The sequence below is a fragment of the Haladaptatus sp. DJG-WS-42 genome (genome assembly GCF_037198285.1).
GTDB lineage: Archaea > Halobacteriota > Halobacteria > Halobacteriales > Halococcaceae > QDMS2.
In genome coordinates, this window is the sequence record NZ_CP147243.1 from 1,005,440 (window position 1) to 1,020,359 (window position 14,920).

Genomic DNA, 14,920 nt, shown 5'->3' on the forward strand with positions numbered 1-14,920 from the left:
ACTATTGGTTGTGGTCTCACGTCCATGCCCGTTCGGGGAGTCTCTACCAATATTTGGCCCAATGTTGCCCTATATCTCAACGATATCACCAATCATTTTCTTTTGCACAGCGACATTTGCAGCATGCTCTAAATGGCGCAAGCACAGGTTGGTTGGTAGTTGAAAACAGCCCATCTCAGTTCTAAAACCCATAGATTGAATAGCAAAACTTCAAAAGTGCTGTTCATAGATGCTTTCTGGAAAAACGGTTCTGATTACAGGTGGAGCAGGGTCTGTGGGGCGTGCACTACTCCCTCGATTTCTTGAAGAAAACGTGAGTTCGATTCGCATTCTGGATAACAACGAACCGTCTCTGGCTGAAATTAGGAATCAAGTGGACGATGACAGGTGTCGGTATCTTTCGGGAGATATTCGAGACAAAGATCGTCTGGCTCGGGCGATGCAGAACGTCGATATCGTCGTTCACACTGCGGCGATGAAACACGTCGACCTCTCCGAATACAATCCATTCGAAGCGGTGAAAACGAATGTATTCGGCCTCCAGAACGTCGTGGATACAGCAATAGACGAGTCCGTCGAAAAAGTCGTATTTACGAGCAGCGACAAATCGGTTGCTCCCTCAAACACGATGGGTGCAACGAAACTACTTGGTGAGCGTCTGGTGACTGCTGGCAATAAGTATCGAGGAAAGCGAGATATCGAACTGGCCTCCGTTCGATTCGGCAACGTAGTCAACTCCTCCCAATCTGTGGTTCAGCTATTCGATAACCAGATTCGGCAAGGAGGCCCAGTTACACTCACGGACGAACGCATGACTCGGTTTTTCCTGACGTTTACCGATATCTCGAACCTCGTCACTGGCGCGATCGAGCACATGCAAGGCGGTGAAATATTCTTGAAGAAAATGGAAGCGATGCGAATCGAAGATTTGGCCCACGGTATGATAGAGACACTTGCTCCACGGTATGGCTACGATCCAGAGGGTATAGAGGTACAACTCATCGGCCGTCGAGTCGGAGAAACGCTCCACGAAAAGGTGATGACCGAACGCGAAGCAGGCAGAGTTGTAGAAAACGGTGACCTGTATGCCATCCCGCCAGAGGACGTTGGTTCCGTGAGTTCGATAAATCGCGAAGAACTCACCGAATTTTCTAAGCCAGAAGTAGTCGAACGTTCCTCAGGAGAAAGCGAACTGCTCACCCAGGACGAAGTGAATTCATTTATCGAGAACCACATCGTCCCGGAGGTTTGCAATGAGTGAGACAGTAGTAGTTACTGGAGCGGCAGGATTTATCGGCAGATGGGTTGTGTCGGAACTGCTCGATAGAGACTACAACGTTGTTGGTTTAGATGATTTCTCGCACGGTAAGCCAGAGAACATTGCAGAGTTCGATGCTGACGACCAGTTCGAGTTCCACGAGGGCGATATCTGCAACGAAGAAATAGTCGAGCAACTCATTGATAACGAAACGGCAGCCTGCATTCACCTCGCAGCAGAAATCGACGTCCACGAGAGTCTTGAACGGCCGAATGACCATTTCGATGCAAATGTTGTTGGGACGCGGAATGTCCTCGAAGCGTGCCGAGAGACGGACACACGACTCGGGCTGATGGGGACGTGCATGGTGTACGATATGGCAGACTCGACCGAGGGTATCGACGAGACACACCCGGTCAAGCCAGCCTCTCCGTACGCTGGTACGAAACTCGCTGCAGAGAACATTGCGGAATCATATTACCACGGATACGACCTCCCGGTTACTATTCTGAGACCGTTCAACACGTATGGGCCGTATCAAGAAGTGGGAGTTGTCCCGATATTTGTTGACCGTGACTTGCAGGGTAAAACGCTGAAAATCTACGGCGAAGGTACCCAAACACGAGACTTATTGTACGTCACTGACTGCGCTCGGTTCGTCATTGATGCGACGTTCAGCGATGCTGCAGTCGGAGAGGTGCTGAATGCAGGGACAGGAGAGGATGTTTCGATTAACGAACTCGCAGAGCTGATTGCAAGCGAGAAGACCGACATTGAACATATCGAACACCACCACCCACAAAGCGAAATTCCAAAGCTGCTTTGTGACCCCAGCAAGGCAAACGACCTCCTCGGATGGGAGCCAGAATACAGCCTAGAAGAGGGAATCAAGGAATTAAGAGACTGGCTGGCAAATCAAGCGAACGAATGAGCGACGACGCACTCCCCGCAATCGAAGGCGGTACTCCAATCTTCGAGGATGGCATCGGGTACGGAGGCCAGTCAATATCCGAGGCCGACAAGCAGGCTGTATTTGAGGCTCTTGAGGGCGACTACATCACGCGAGGGCCAACTGTCGAAAAATTCGAAGCGGCCGTTGCCGACTACGTGGGCGTTGACCACGCGATTGCGGTCACGTCTGGAACTGCTGCGTTACATTTGGCAGGCAAAGCAGCTGGCTTCGGTCCCGGTGACGAAGTCATCACGACCCCTCTCACGTTCGCATCGACGGCACACGCGGCCGTCTACAACGATGCAACCCCAGTATTTGCAGACGTGAAGCGTGACACACGTAATCTCGACCCTGAGGCTGTTCGCGACCAGATCACGGAGGACACAGCAGGATTGATCCCGATGCATTTTGCCGGACAGCCCTGTGAGGTGGACGAGATGCTGGACATCGCAGACGAGCACGACCTCACAGTAATTTGGGACGCATGCCACGCGATTGGCTCGACATGGCGAGAGAAGCCTGCAGGAAGCCACCGCAACGCTGCAGTCTTCAGTTTCCATCCCGTGAAGAATATCACAACAGCAGAAGGAGGGATGGTCGTCACAGACGACGAAAAATTTGCCGAGCGTGTTCGGTCGCTTCGTTCGTTCGATATGGAGTACAGTCCAGAAGGTCATGAAGACGAGCCATGGTTTCAGGTGACTGAGGGAGTTGGCTACAATTACAACGTCACCGACCTACAGGCGGCACTTGGCCTCTCGCAGTTGGATCGTATCGACTCGTTCAAACAACGCCGCAAAGAGATCATCGCACGCTACGAAGAGGCATTCTCTGACATCCCTGGACTGCATCTTCCCACGGTCAAAAATGACGTGGATCCGATGTGGCACTTGTTCGCTGTCGAAATCGATGAGGAGTTCGGCTGTGACCGAAAGCAGTTCGTCAACGCGATGCACGCAGAGAACATCTACGTGCAGGTTCACTACGTCCCCCTCAACTATCACCCTCTGTTTCAAGAGCGGTTCGGTTACGAAGAAGGCCAATTCCCGAATGCAGAGGCGATCTACGACGGAATTGTCTCTCTGCCGCTATATCCCTCGATGGACGGTGAAACTGAAGAAGCCGTGATTCGAGCGGTTCAACGCATCCATCAGTACTACACGTAAATTACGCTGTGTCAGCCGGTTTGGCGCACAGTCTTTATTGTAGTAGTCTGGTTTGTTGGTAGCATGAATACGATTACAATTGGTGATAGGGTGGTTGGCCCCGGCGAGCCGACGTTTATTATCGCCGAAGCTGGTTCTAACCACAATGGAGATCTCGAAATTGCGAAGGAACTCATCGACGCCGCAGTTAATGCCGGTGCTGACGCGGTCAAGTTTCAAACCTTTAGAGCCGAAGATCTCTACGTTGAAGATAGTGGAGAAGTAGAGTACTTAGAGGACAAACGCGATATCTACGAGATTATTGAGTCAATGGAGATGCCATACGAGTGGATTCCGGAGCTCTATGATTATTGCCAAGAGCAAGGAATTCTGTTCATGTCGACCCCATTCGACGAACGGTCTGCGAAGGAACTCGCAGAATATGTCCCTGCTTGGAAGGTCGCATCATACACGAGTAGCCACGTTCCCTTCCTTCGTCATCTCGCTGGAACCGATAAACCGATCATAATGTCCACCGGGGCTCACGAATTGGAAGAGATCCATGAATCAGTAAAGGCACTTCGTGAAGAAGGCGTCAACAAACTCGTTTTACTCCATTGTGTCGCGGCGTATCCAACACCGATCTCGGATATTAATGTCCGTGTGGTTAAAACCCTCTATGAGGAGTTCAAGGTTCTCTCCGGACTGTCTGATCACACCCTCAACGCGACTACAGCTCCGACTGCTGCGGTTGCACTCGGGGCAAGCGTGATTGAAAAACACTTCACTCTCGACAAAGAAATGGAAGGACCAGATCACGAATTTGCACTAGAACCAGATGAACTTGCTGCGATGGTTTCAGCAATTCGAGATACGGAAAGGGCGCTAGGGGACGGGAAAAAACGAGAGATTGAGGTGGAATCAGAACTTCGACGAACTGCTCGAAGGCGAATCCAAGCAACTCGAGAGATTACAGAAGGATCTCAAATAGAACAAAACGATATCAGAGTTCTCCGTCCAGGAAATCAGAGTGCTGGCCTCGCTCCGAAATTTAGAGACGATGTTATCGGCTGTAAAGCCACTACAAAGATCCGCAAAGGCGAAGGCATCACATGGGAGAATATTGAACAACCCAATGATTGAAAACCACCTGACATACAGGCCACTTCAACTTGAGGACCTTGAATTATTACTTGCCTGGCGTTCAAACCCAGATATATATAAACATTTCAGAAATCAGAAGTCAGCTCTTACTTGGAGTGATCATCTTTCATGGTTCGGCTCTCGCCCAATTGACAGACATGATTATATTATTGAATACAATGGGAGACGAGTTGGTTCAGTAAATCTAACGCAGGATTCCTATGTCGGTGTTTTCATTGGAGAAGTTGACCTTTGGGGAGAGGGAATCGCAACAGAAGCAGTCAACTGGGTGTGTCAACGACATTCACGAGAAAAGTACTTTGCAGAGATTCATGAAGACAATATTGGTTCCAAACAGCTATTCGAAAAATGTGGGTTCACTAAACACGAATGTGTAGACGAGTGGATAATATACCAATTAGATGATTGAAACGCGTACGAATGATTACTCGATATCAGTTTTCTACCGGTAATTACTCTGGTTTACTACCCTCTACCTAAGTTAACCATTTTGTTAGCGATTCTTTCTGTGCCATTTCCATCGACGAGATTACGCCCTCGTTCACGATGTTCACGTCGTAGAGTTGTGTTTGACGAATAAGTCTTAATTGCATTTTTTATTTTTTCATCATCTGCCCTCCAACCGAGTACAGTTGCGATATCGTATTCTTGGAGAGACGCTGCGATTTGTTCCTGATTGTCGACGACCGCGAAAGTTACGAATGGTGTGCCTAATGCAAGAAGTTCGTAGGTTGTAGAGCTTGCCGTACTCACCGCGAAATCCGCCTGAAACATTCGTTCTGGTAAATTCTCAGGGTCACGAGCGACTCGAACGTCAGCCGAAACATTCGCTCCAGCGTCACGGATCTCTTGCTCTTGATTTTCGGTGAAACCAGGCCCGACAATGGCGTCCACACGGAGGTCAAGCCCGTCAAATGAGCGAACAACGGTTGGGGTCAAATTTGCAGTGTCGCTTCCCCCCATCGTTATAAGAGCCTGTTCAGGGTTTTCACGCCACGGTGGGTTTTGTGATGCGAGATCTCGAATTTCACGACGGAGCAAGACGTAGCGAGTTCCGAGACAGGTCTTCGGTTTCGAATCGACGTAATCGTACTCCAGCGAGGATGCATTGAGATTCCCATTCACGAAGAGGTCCGCACAGACTGCGTGACGAGCGTCATCCTGTAGTACAGCAAGCGGGACTTGTTCCCGGATTTCCCGCTGGTAGTCCGTGTCGACCGGATAAGCGTCCGTGAACACGACGTCAGGCGTTTCGGTTTCAAGCCACGCGACAAACGGAGTGGGGTCGTCTCGTTTTGGCAACGTGACTGTCTCGACGTCAGTCGGACACACGTCCGTGACGTGTTCTGGCGTTGTGGTAGCAAAGGTGACGTTGTGACCTCTTTCGAGAAATTCCTCTGCAAGTGCACCTGACCTCACGAGATGCCCGTAACCAATAGTAGGGCCACCATCTGCTCTAATTGCGAGATGCATCGTGTGTTGATTTCTGAATCACCGTTTCGTTCATCTCCCCTAAACCGTGTTTATCGATATATTCAATAACATCGAGAAGCTGTGGTGTGTTTTCATAGTCCACCTGCTCGAATATTTCTCGGAGAAGAAGATAGTCCTGCGCTTCATCGAGAGTCAACCGAAGGTCGGTGCGGTTCTGCAACTGTTCTTGGTCAAATACTTCTGCTGAGGTCACGTTCGCAAACTCAAACTCGTCAGAGTTGTCTCTATAATAGAGTGTTACATGCTCAAGTTGAGAAGAGGTACTAGCGTGTGAGTGGACGCGTTCGAAACTCTCAGCCGTAAACACCTCAACGTCAAGTCCGCGTGGGAACGTCCGTTCGAGGATGTTTGATACATAATCGGCGTTTGACGCACGTCGCCGTCTCACCACTGCATCAATAACCGTTGGATCGATAAGCGGACAGTCTGCCGTGATACGTACTATTTCGTCAGCCTCAACGGTCTTCGCTGCGCGATACATTCGATCCAGGACGTTCTGTTCATCACCTCGGAATACTGTCGCTCCAGCGTTTTCACTGCACCACTCAATTATGTCATCAGCTGTCTTGGTCGTTGTTGCGACTACGACTTCGTCGATTTCAGAAGCGCGCTGTACACGGTGAATAACATGTTCTAAGTCCAGATGGTCTCCCAAGGGGAGCATCACCTTTCCCGGCAGGCGAGTAGAACCCATCCGAGCCTGAATAATGCCAACAGTGTATTGACTCACGATAGGAACTGTTGGGGTACCAGGGTTAAGATTACTACGCTCCGAATGAGTTTGTAGATACTACTCATTTCAGTGCGACTCCAAATTAATTCGTACAAACACAGATCGAGACTCTCATTCTCCTGTCCACTGGTCACTTTTCACTCTTTCTCGGAAGCCCCACAGACAAACGTGCTCTTTCATAATCGAATCCAATGCCATAGCAAGAGTTAGCGGAGGTATTAGAATCTCTCAGTGGATAGATTCGACTCATAGTCGGGTTCAATCCCCGGAAAGAGTAGCAGACTAGGCGTTACAGATAGGAACTATGTCGAGATGATGAGCGCGAGATTGCGTAAGAGGGAAAAAGTAGGAGATATCCAAAAATCGGATACGCAACGTGATTATGAAGATCACTGCGTCGCTGCATCAACTCAAGGATCAGGAGTTGTGAAATTCTCGGAGTTGTTTTGCCCAGCTACGCTACTCACAGTGACGATGCTTCCAGTGCATCATCGATTGTTCGAGCGAGGTCGTTCCGAATGACATCCTCGATTGAATACGTTGGCTCCCACTCCAGTTCTGCTTTCGTTCTATCAATGTCCACATCAAAGCGTTCGACGAGAGTTTCAGTTCTGGGATTTTCGAGCATTCGAAGCTCTGGTTTGTTGTCGCCCGTAGCGTGTTGCTGGACGAGTTTTGCTACTTCGATGACGGATGGATCTTCGACGCCTGAAAGTTCGAATTTTTCTGCGCCTGTTTTCCCGGCATCAAGTTGCTCAATCGTCCGTTCTGCGCTTCGAATGTAGGCGTTAGAAACGTCTTGCACATGAAGGTAATTGCGTGCTTGTGACCCAGGTAGATGAATTGTGAGGTCTTGCCCAGAAATGGCTCGGTTTACGAAAATGTTGATCACAGTCGGCTTCGAAACCCGTGTCCCATCGACCTCGTGTGCCCCATACAGATTCGACTTCAAGAACAGATGCGCCGGGAACGACCCTTCCGCCATCGTCTCAATCATCCGCTCATTCAGCAGCTTTGTCTCCCCGTAGAGATTCATCGGGTCACGAGGGTGGTCAACGGTAATCGGGAACTCTTGGGGGTCGCCAATCACGGCCATACTGAACGGGAAAATCAAGCCTGCGCCGGTTTTCTTGCAGAACCATGCGACGTTGTTCGTCCCTTGGACGTTCACTTCGTAAGCCAAGTCAGGGTTCTCATCGCAATCTTTCACCCCGGAGATTGCCGCGAGGTGCATCACGATATCCGCACCCGAAAGCGCCTCCTCGAGTCGAGCCCGATTTCGGATATCGACGTGCTCGACTGGGACATCTTTAATCTGATCCACTTGACCGCGATAGAAGTTATCGAGCGCCGTCACCTCCCAGTCGGGATGCTCCGCTCGAAGGTCGTGAACCACACGGCTTCCAATATACCCCGCCGCCCCAGTCACGGCGACGTGTGGCTGTTTTCCACTCATTACACACAGTATTTCACCCTTACTTATTAAAACAAGCAGGAATATTCAGGCCGCAATGGCTGGAAAATGCACCACGAGAACACACCACTTTTTCTCGGGTAGATCAACGTCTGCCAGCTGTGACGAATAGGGTAGAAGAGAGCCTCCCCTCAACATCGCTGTGAGCAAAGCGAATGAATATCTCGACCGCCTAGACTGACGGAACCTCTCTTACTACTGTCTCCCGGCTCACCCAAAGAGAGTTTATAATCGAAACAGCGGCGTCTCCGGCCACGAGAGGAGGTATAGTTGGATGTGTACTGCTCACGAACGGTTCATAATCGGGTTCGTCCCCGCAAGGGAAGGAGAAGAGCTACTTGGCAACGCATTTTGAGAGGAGTCCTGTGTTCACAGAGTCAGTCGGGAGAGTCACGGAGAGGAGATAGCAGAGTTCAGCGCGTCCGCTGTCGAATCCGACTGTTCTCCGTGTGTGAAATCATCGTCACCAGCGCAGAGAGAAATGGCAGACTGGAACCGATTATGAAGAATTGAGGCACCTTTTGAGAGCAGCGAGAGCGGACGATGAAATCCACGCACGCGACCACATCGCTTCTACGGACGGAATTCGGGCCTGAGAGCCAATACAACCCTCTCAAAAATATTATCTAGTTCCCTTCGACGGAGGTCTCCACAGTTCACTTCCGGGGAATTGAGTCGATTATGAACGGCACATGGCGGCTTGAATCAACCCTAGAACATTCATAATCGGCTCTCGTGTCCTGGTTCCGATTATGATAGTGGGAAGCAAAAACGGACACAATTGGCTTACAAAAGACACCATCCCAACCGGTGAATGGGTAGAAAGGAGCAATATGGGGGTTTGGAGGCGAAATATCCAATCAGAAAACGCCGGACGTAAACCGATTATGAAAATTGAAGCGTTGCAGCATCAACTCAAAGGTCAGGAGATGCGGAATTTTCGTAGTGAATTTTGCCCAGACACGCTACTCACAGTGATTGCTCTAACACACGTAATTCGAATGGGGTTGAAATCGGAATTGAGGGAGTACATTTCGTATGTCTTTGTGGGGGACGTAAGCCCAATTCTTACACCAGAATGAGAGTACATTTCGTATGTTCTCACCACCCGTCTGTGCAGTAGCGACAGAGAGTGAGTGCCAGACTGATACCGAATGGAGCGCGAACGGCTGAACCAATGCGCTCAGTGAACAGCCTGACTGCTCGTAACAGTCACTGCAGAGTGAGCATCGCTCGCCTGTTCACCAAACAGTCCGTACACACCCAGTGGCCTTCAGGACAAATCAAGGCCGATCTGAGAGCGAGAACGAGGGGGTCTTCTGGGTCGTCAGCTGCCAGTTCTTGCTCGTATTCGTCTCGGTCAATCGGTGATTCGCCGGCTGCGAGTCGGATGGTGGTCTCGACTTTTGATTTCCCACAGACCATGCAGTCTGTGTCAATCGCAGGAATGGGGACGAGCGATCGTTTGCAGTAGGCACACTCCATCGTCCGGGCAGGATCTTTCCCCATTGCGTGCTCATCGGGGAGTTTCCGAGAAAGCGAGTCCCAGAGGTCGAACCACTCGGCTTGCGAGAGGCGGTACTTCGTCTCCGATTCGATAACAATATCGCCTTCGAGGAGCTTGTCCAGTTCGTCTGAAAGCGCGTCATCGTAGCCGACATGGACCGTGACTTCCGGGAAGAGGTCGAGGGTAGAAACGCAGGTTTCACACATGGGTAGCGGACGCTGAGTGCGGGTGGGTGAGTATCATTTTTGAGAGGGGCCGATACGTGATGGAATGACAATCCATCGTAAAATGAAATGTGTTAATTTCATTAATAAAATTTTCGTGTACTAAGTGAAAGTTGACCATTTTGACCTCGCACAGAGGTGGGAATCACGTAGAGTCCTCAGAGGAAACACGTGCGAAGAAGGCGGCTAGTCGGGCAGTTCCGTCTCCCCACTCCGATAACACTCCCAGCACGGAAAGTCAGTAACTCACGGCTGAAGGCGTGGGCGTCCTCCGTGCAATCATGCAGTCATGTGATACAGGCGGAACCAACGACCAGGCCGAGATACTGTTCGCCCTAACAGTGACACGAGCAGTGACGAATTGTAGCCAGCAGGCGCACGAATGTCGGTACAGTGGTTTGGAACGAGTAGTTCACCATGGTTCAGTTCTCAGTGGAACTGTTGTACAGCGCATCGAATTCCTGTTCACCGCGGATGAGGGTATCCACTCCTTCTGAAAGCGTCACCTCACCGAAGACGGTCGCGCGGTAATAGGTATACAGACCGTCTTGGCCACGTTCCGTGCGTTGACGCTTCTCGACGAGGCCGACATCGACGAGTTTGTTGAGATGGTAGTGCAGGGTGCTATCGTCGATCGTTAGCTCAGCGTCGAGTTCTTTGGGGCTCCGGTCACCGCCATGGACAAGTCGGTACAGTATCTCGTAGCGGGTTCGATGCCCGACTGCTGCGTGCATTGCAAGGTACTCGTCGAGCGTGAGGACGCTATTTTCCGGAAGGAGGTCCGCTGGATCTTCTGGGACTCCATTATCGACCGGCTGTCCATGATTCGTCGCCATCGTACGTGGGAGTACGGGTACGAGACGCTTAGGTTTTCTCAAGCCAAACATTTTAAAAAAGACCAGTTTTTAAATACTCTTGCAGAGATGGTCGAGTATGCCTGTAGAAATCACACGCGACCTACTCGTCGACCAATTGGGTCACGTGAGGTACGACCGGTTTCTTTTCTACATTATGGGCCCGTACAAGTCGTTCAATCTCAATTACGTGCTCAGCGAAAAGGAGCGTCGAAAGTTCGACGTGGAAGACCTTCCAGGACCGTTGCGCCGCCTCTTCCAGAGTAAGGACACGATTGATGAAGCGCAGGCGTTGTTGCGGCGAGTGCAGGGCGAGCTTCGAGTGACACCGGGCATTAACGCGTTTCTGGCTCTCGACGTCGATGTAGATACTGATGACGTGGATGCGGCAACCCAGAGTATCGAGTACACGAGGTGCAGTAACGCAACGGCATTCGTGCTCCCGTTTCTTGGGCACAACTTCGGTATCGGAGAAGAGGCGGGGAGTATCCTTGAGGCGCTTTCAGAAACGCACGGTGACCGGCTAACGTTCGTCCACGAGGACAACGTGACGAGTGCGATGATTCGGTCGGCGCGGGTACGGTGGGATCTGCGGGTTGAAACATACGAGACGGAGGCAGAACTCGTCGAGAAACTACGATTCTTTGCAGGGAGTATTATGCAGCGAGAACGCCGAGGTGAGCTCAATCGATTAGCTTGACTGGAGATACCTCGAGGAATCAGAAATCAGCGCGTTTGAGCCATTCGATGGCAGTGAGGACGAACCACCCCATCCAGACGGTGAAAATGACCAGCAACGCACCGTAGTACGCCTCTTTCGACCCGACCAAATCGCACCAAAAAGTGAAGCGGCGACGACGAGGAGCGCGGCCACGTTGCGTCGCCAGTCACTGAGTTCCTCGGTAAGCGCAGTCGTTCCAGTGTACGCCCCCATACCGACCAGTCGGCCAGAGACAGCATTAGTCTACTTCCGCCACTCGTCTCGTTCCGGAAACACCGTGTGTGGCCACCGCGTCAACGCAATCGAACACCGTCATACCAGTTCTTCTCCGCCTGACCGGAAACGTGGTCGGGCGAAACTCCTCGAAAAAGCCCTTTTGAACGCGCCACCAACCCTAAAGAATCGTTAAGATTTCGCGTCGCCTAGAAGTAGCATGTCAAGTAAATCCCGGGTATCGAGGGGAACTAGCGTCGGACTTCTTGGGTCGGGAGTCGGCGTGCTCCTGTCGCTCGTCATCATGTTCCTCCCGCTTGGAACGGGCGAAGTGTGCACGATTGGCGGCGAGTGTACCCCGGTTCAGGGAGCAGTTGGAATCGACTATCTCCTTGGCGTGGAGGGGGCAGAGCCCATCCTCTTTTTTTGGTCGGTGTTCATCCTTGGGTTCGCCCTTCTGGGAGGCTATGGCGCGTGGCGTGAGCGCCGCATACTCGTGTGGGTGGCTGCAATTGCCCTCCTTGCGTTGACGGTCTTTGGCCTCGCCAGTATCGGTCTGTTGGTCGCACCAGCAGCACTGTTGTTTCTGCTTGCGGGATTCTGGCTCCGTGAGACGCAGCCACCGAGCACCACTGGACGGTCGATACCCCGGTCGTGAGGACTTCGGAGGCGTCGAACCGGTTCAATTCACGCGAATTTCTACAGGGAAACCCGCAGATTTCAGACCACTGTTCGTCACTGACCCTGTTGGAGTGTGTTCATACTCGGATTCAGGCGTGTAGCATGAATCAACAGATACCTAGGCAATGCTAAGGGACTCGTTCCAGTTTCATAATCGGACGTATTGACCGGAAGAGAGTTGAAAATCACCCACGATGGGAACTAGGTCGGATTGGGGTTGCGTGAACGCATGCATCAGGAATTCCGGGAGCGTGAAAAATCCCAAATCGAGGTACGTAACGCGATTTTGAAGAAGCTGCTTTGATGTACCCTACTCACAATCCGAAACGAAAAACCGCAGGAGAGAAAGAGATTGTGAAAATCTAGAGACTCCCCGTCGGAGTCGGAGACCAAGAGAAACCTGTACTGAATCAATATAGCAGTATAGCAGAAAAACGAGCGGCAAATCCCAAGCGGTAACTACAAGGTTTATCCCTCAAATTGCTGACCCAAGAGGCTATACAAATGGAATTTTTGGAGGAATTTCAGTGCCTGTTTTCTGCACAAATCGAAACGCACGGAGAGTCGTACCATATCGAAGTTCCAGAACAAGAGCTTCGCGTAGGCGACCTCGAAGCGGGCAAAACGTATCGCGTGGCGATCGTTTCCGAGCCGTCGGCGTCAGGGCGTGAGCACTGTGAGACGGAATCAACACAACGGTCAGCACCGTCTGCGGCTTCCTATCCGGAACAACCGGTCCAAGTAGGTGAGCAGCGCACGGTGGAAATCGAGAGTCTGGGGGACCAAGGTGACGGCATCGCCCGTATCGAACGCGGGTTTGTCGTCATCGTCCCCGACACAGAAAAAGGCGAACGAGTACGGGTCAAAATTACTGAGGTGCGCACGAACGTTGCCTTTGGCGAAGTTGAAAAGCGCCTGAGTTATTACGAGTGAGCAATCACGGTCCCTGAAATACCTGTTGCCACGCTCGAGAGGAGCCCAGTCAACACCCTAGTTCGTGAGTGCCACACGACTAATAGTAACATTTAGAGACTGTTCAACATACTTATATTCTCGGCGTGCATTTGGTGAATGCAAGAGACTCCAGTTTGCGGGAGCAATCCCCTGCAGGAGGACAGCCATGACCGACCGTACAACCATCCTCGTCCCCATCAGATATCCACTTACTGAACAGAGTGCCCGAACCCTGACGTTCGCTGCACAGATCGCTCGAGAGACCGCGTCCGCAGAACTTGTCGTATTACACGTCAACCTGTTCCAAACGAGTGATAAAACCCAGATCGACGAGATTAGACGCGCGATTTCACCGCTACTCGATGGGGTCGCAGCGACGGTGCTCACCCGACGCGGCTTCCTCGTTGAGGACGTCATCCTCGAAGAGGCCGCCCAGTCGGCTGCAACGATGGTCGTCGTTGGCGCGAATCAACGCCCAACGTGGCGGAAGCTACTCAGTCGCGTTACGGGCAACGAGGTCGTCGTCGCAGACTACCTCCGTGAATGCCTCACACCGGACGTCGAAATCGTAGAAGTGAGTCCGCAAGCAGAGATTGCACTCATTCCGTAAAAACAAGAAAGTGGCTGCTTACAGCGACAGGTCTTCCCACGCGACCGACCCTTCGCTCACGATGTTTGCCGGGGTCAGTTCCGGTGCGCCGAGTACGTCGCCGGCGTTCGGGATGGGGAGCGGGCCGTAGGTGTCAGCGGGGACGTTGCTGTCGCCAGAGACGACGACTCGCATGACCATTCCGAGTTCGAGGTGCGGCAGACAGAGGATGTCGTACACGCCCTGTGTGGTGAACCGATACAGCCAGGAATCGCCGGGTGTCACGGGTGGCGAGGTGAACCCGTAGTCCGTCGCCACGCGGTCTGGCAGAGTGAAGAAGGGTGGTTCGCTGAACTTCGGGTGGAAAGACGTCACGGTGTGCAGCCCGTTGTGGATGTGGAAATTGACGACCTCACCCGGACGAACGTGAAGACCAACAGGATCGAAAAAGGTCTCCACAGGGATTTCGGCTCCGTCCTCGTCGAGCGGGAAGTCTGAATGGTTGGCTGGCCCCTCATGGATGTGGAGCGTGACCGTGTGGTCTACGAGCCCCGAAGGAACGTTGTCAGCTGCTGAATACGGGGCCCCGTAGGTTTCATCGATTTTCGCCCCTTGCCGCGAGTCGGGGAGTGCCGCTGCGGTCCCACCGAACATTGAAAGGGCAGCGCCCGCACCGAACACCTTCATCAGGAGTCGGCGGCTCACCCCATGATTCTTCAGTGCAGCGATGAGTTCTGCGTCACTGAGTGTCAAGTCATCTATCGTGTCGGTTTCAGGCCTCATCTCACTGTGAACCTTCGAGCAACCGGTGGAAAGTTATGACCGGACATGACCCATTAATGTATAATAAATGGAACGAGTTGTTTAAACGGAAAATTGCACTCCCTACTCTGGTTGAGTGCGCTTTGGAGAAAGTGTATCTACAAAAGTTGTTAGATAGAATTGTGGTCAGGAGAC

15 protein-coding genes are annotated in these 14,920 nt (G+C 51.8%); 9 read left to right on the forward strand and 6 right to left on the reverse strand.

All coding sequences use genetic code 11. The features are described from left to right. Positions 1-229 precede the first annotated feature (229 nt). The 5 genes from V5N47_RS05525 (at position 230) to V5N47_RS05545 (ending at position 4,928) form a co-directional block, all read left to right on the forward strand. On the forward strand, positions 230-1,261 hold the full coding sequence (locus V5N47_RS05525) for an SDR family NAD(P)-dependent oxidoreductase (protein WP_338729865.1): 1,032 nt from the start codon (positions 230-232) through the stop codon (positions 1,259-1,261). Then, positions 1,254-2,189, forward strand: coding sequence for a GDP-mannose 4,6-dehydratase (locus V5N47_RS05530; protein ID WP_338729866.1), 936 nt, complete (start codon positions 1,254-1,256; stop codon positions 2,187-2,189). Before V5N47_RS05525 ends, V5N47_RS05530 begins: the two co-directional genes overlap by 8 nt. After that, a complete protein-coding gene (locus tag V5N47_RS05535) occupies positions 2,186-3,376 on the forward strand; it encodes a DegT/DnrJ/EryC1/StrS family aminotransferase (protein WP_338729867.1) in 1,191 nt (396 codons plus the stop codon). The genes V5N47_RS05530 and V5N47_RS05535 overlap by 4 nt, the downstream gene beginning before the upstream one ends. Before the next feature lie 63 nt (positions 3,377-3,439). Next, entirely contained in the window at positions 3,440-4,498 is a 1,059-nt protein-coding gene (locus V5N47_RS05540) for an N-acetylneuraminate synthase family protein (protein ID WP_338729868.1), read from the forward strand. Continuing rightward, entirely contained in the window at positions 4,491-4,928 is a 438-nt protein-coding gene (locus tag V5N47_RS05545) for a GNAT family N-acetyltransferase (RefSeq protein WP_338729870.1), read from the forward strand. Before V5N47_RS05540 ends, V5N47_RS05545 begins: the two co-directional genes overlap by 8 nt. A gap of 56 nt (positions 4,929-4,984) precedes the next feature. Here the strand turns inward: V5N47_RS05545 and pseG are convergent, their stop codons facing one another. The 5 genes from pseG to V5N47_RS05570 form a co-directional block, all read right to left on the reverse strand. Further along, positions 4,985-5,992 carry a UDP-2,4-diacetamido-2,4,6-trideoxy-beta-L-altropyranose hydrolase gene (pseG, locus tag V5N47_RS05550; protein ID WP_338729871.1) on the reverse strand — a complete coding sequence of 336 codons (1,008 nt, stop codon included), beginning with the start codon at positions 5,990-5,992 and terminating at the stop codon, positions 4,985-4,987. Next, positions 5,976-6,743 (reverse strand): glycosyltransferase family protein, encoded by a 768-nt coding sequence (locus V5N47_RS05555; protein ID WP_338729872.1) that lies wholly within the window; start codon positions 6,741-6,743, stop codon positions 5,976-5,978. The genes pseG and V5N47_RS05555 overlap by 17 nt, the downstream gene beginning before the upstream one ends. Before the next feature lie 466 nt (positions 6,744-7,209). Next, positions 7,210-8,202, reverse strand: coding sequence for an NAD(P)-dependent oxidoreductase (locus tag V5N47_RS05560; RefSeq protein ID WP_338729873.1), 993 nt, complete (start codon positions 8,200-8,202; stop codon positions 7,210-7,212). Between the two features lie 1,230 nt (positions 8,203-9,432). Further along, a complete protein-coding gene (locus V5N47_RS05565) occupies positions 9,433-9,933 on the reverse strand; it encodes a hypothetical protein (protein WP_338729874.1) in 501 nt (166 codons plus the stop codon). A 440-nt stretch (positions 9,934-10,373) separates the two neighbouring features. After that, positions 10,374-10,787 (reverse strand): winged helix-turn-helix domain-containing protein, encoded by a 414-nt coding sequence (locus V5N47_RS05570; protein ID WP_338729875.1) that lies wholly within the window; start codon positions 10,785-10,787, stop codon positions 10,374-10,376. Positions 10,788-10,884: 97 nt separating this feature from the next. Between V5N47_RS05570 and V5N47_RS05575 the strand changes: the two genes are divergently transcribed. From V5N47_RS05575 to V5N47_RS05590, 4 genes are all read left to right on the forward strand, one after another. Then, positions 10,885-11,505: a hypothetical protein gene (locus V5N47_RS05575; RefSeq protein WP_338729876.1), complete on the forward strand. Its 621-nt coding sequence runs from the start codon at positions 10,885-10,887 to the stop codon at positions 11,503-11,505. Between the two features lie 454 nt (positions 11,506-11,959). After that, positions 11,960-12,397 (forward strand): hypothetical protein, encoded by a 438-nt coding sequence (locus V5N47_RS05580; RefSeq protein ID WP_338729877.1) that lies wholly within the window; start codon positions 11,960-11,962, stop codon positions 12,395-12,397. A 503-nt stretch (positions 12,398-12,900) separates the two neighbouring features. Continuing rightward, the gene (locus tag V5N47_RS05585) at positions 12,901-13,353 is read left to right on the forward strand and encodes a TRAM domain-containing protein (RefSeq protein ID WP_338729878.1); all 453 of its coding nucleotides are present in this window, start codon (positions 12,901-12,903) and stop codon (positions 13,351-13,353) included. A 187-nt stretch (positions 13,354-13,540) separates the two neighbouring features. Then, positions 13,541-13,984, forward strand: a complete 444-nt coding sequence (locus tag V5N47_RS05590; protein WP_338729879.1) for a universal stress protein — start codon at positions 13,541-13,543, stop codon at positions 13,982-13,984. A gap of 18 nt (positions 13,985-14,002) precedes the next feature. Here V5N47_RS05590 and V5N47_RS05595 read toward each other — a convergent pair whose 3' ends face one another. Beyond that, complete coding sequence (locus tag V5N47_RS05595; protein WP_338729880.1) at positions 14,003-14,746, reverse strand: plastocyanin/azurin family copper-binding protein; 744 nt, start codon at positions 14,744-14,746, stop codon at positions 14,003-14,005. Between the last annotated feature and the right edge of the window lie 174 nt (positions 14,747-14,920).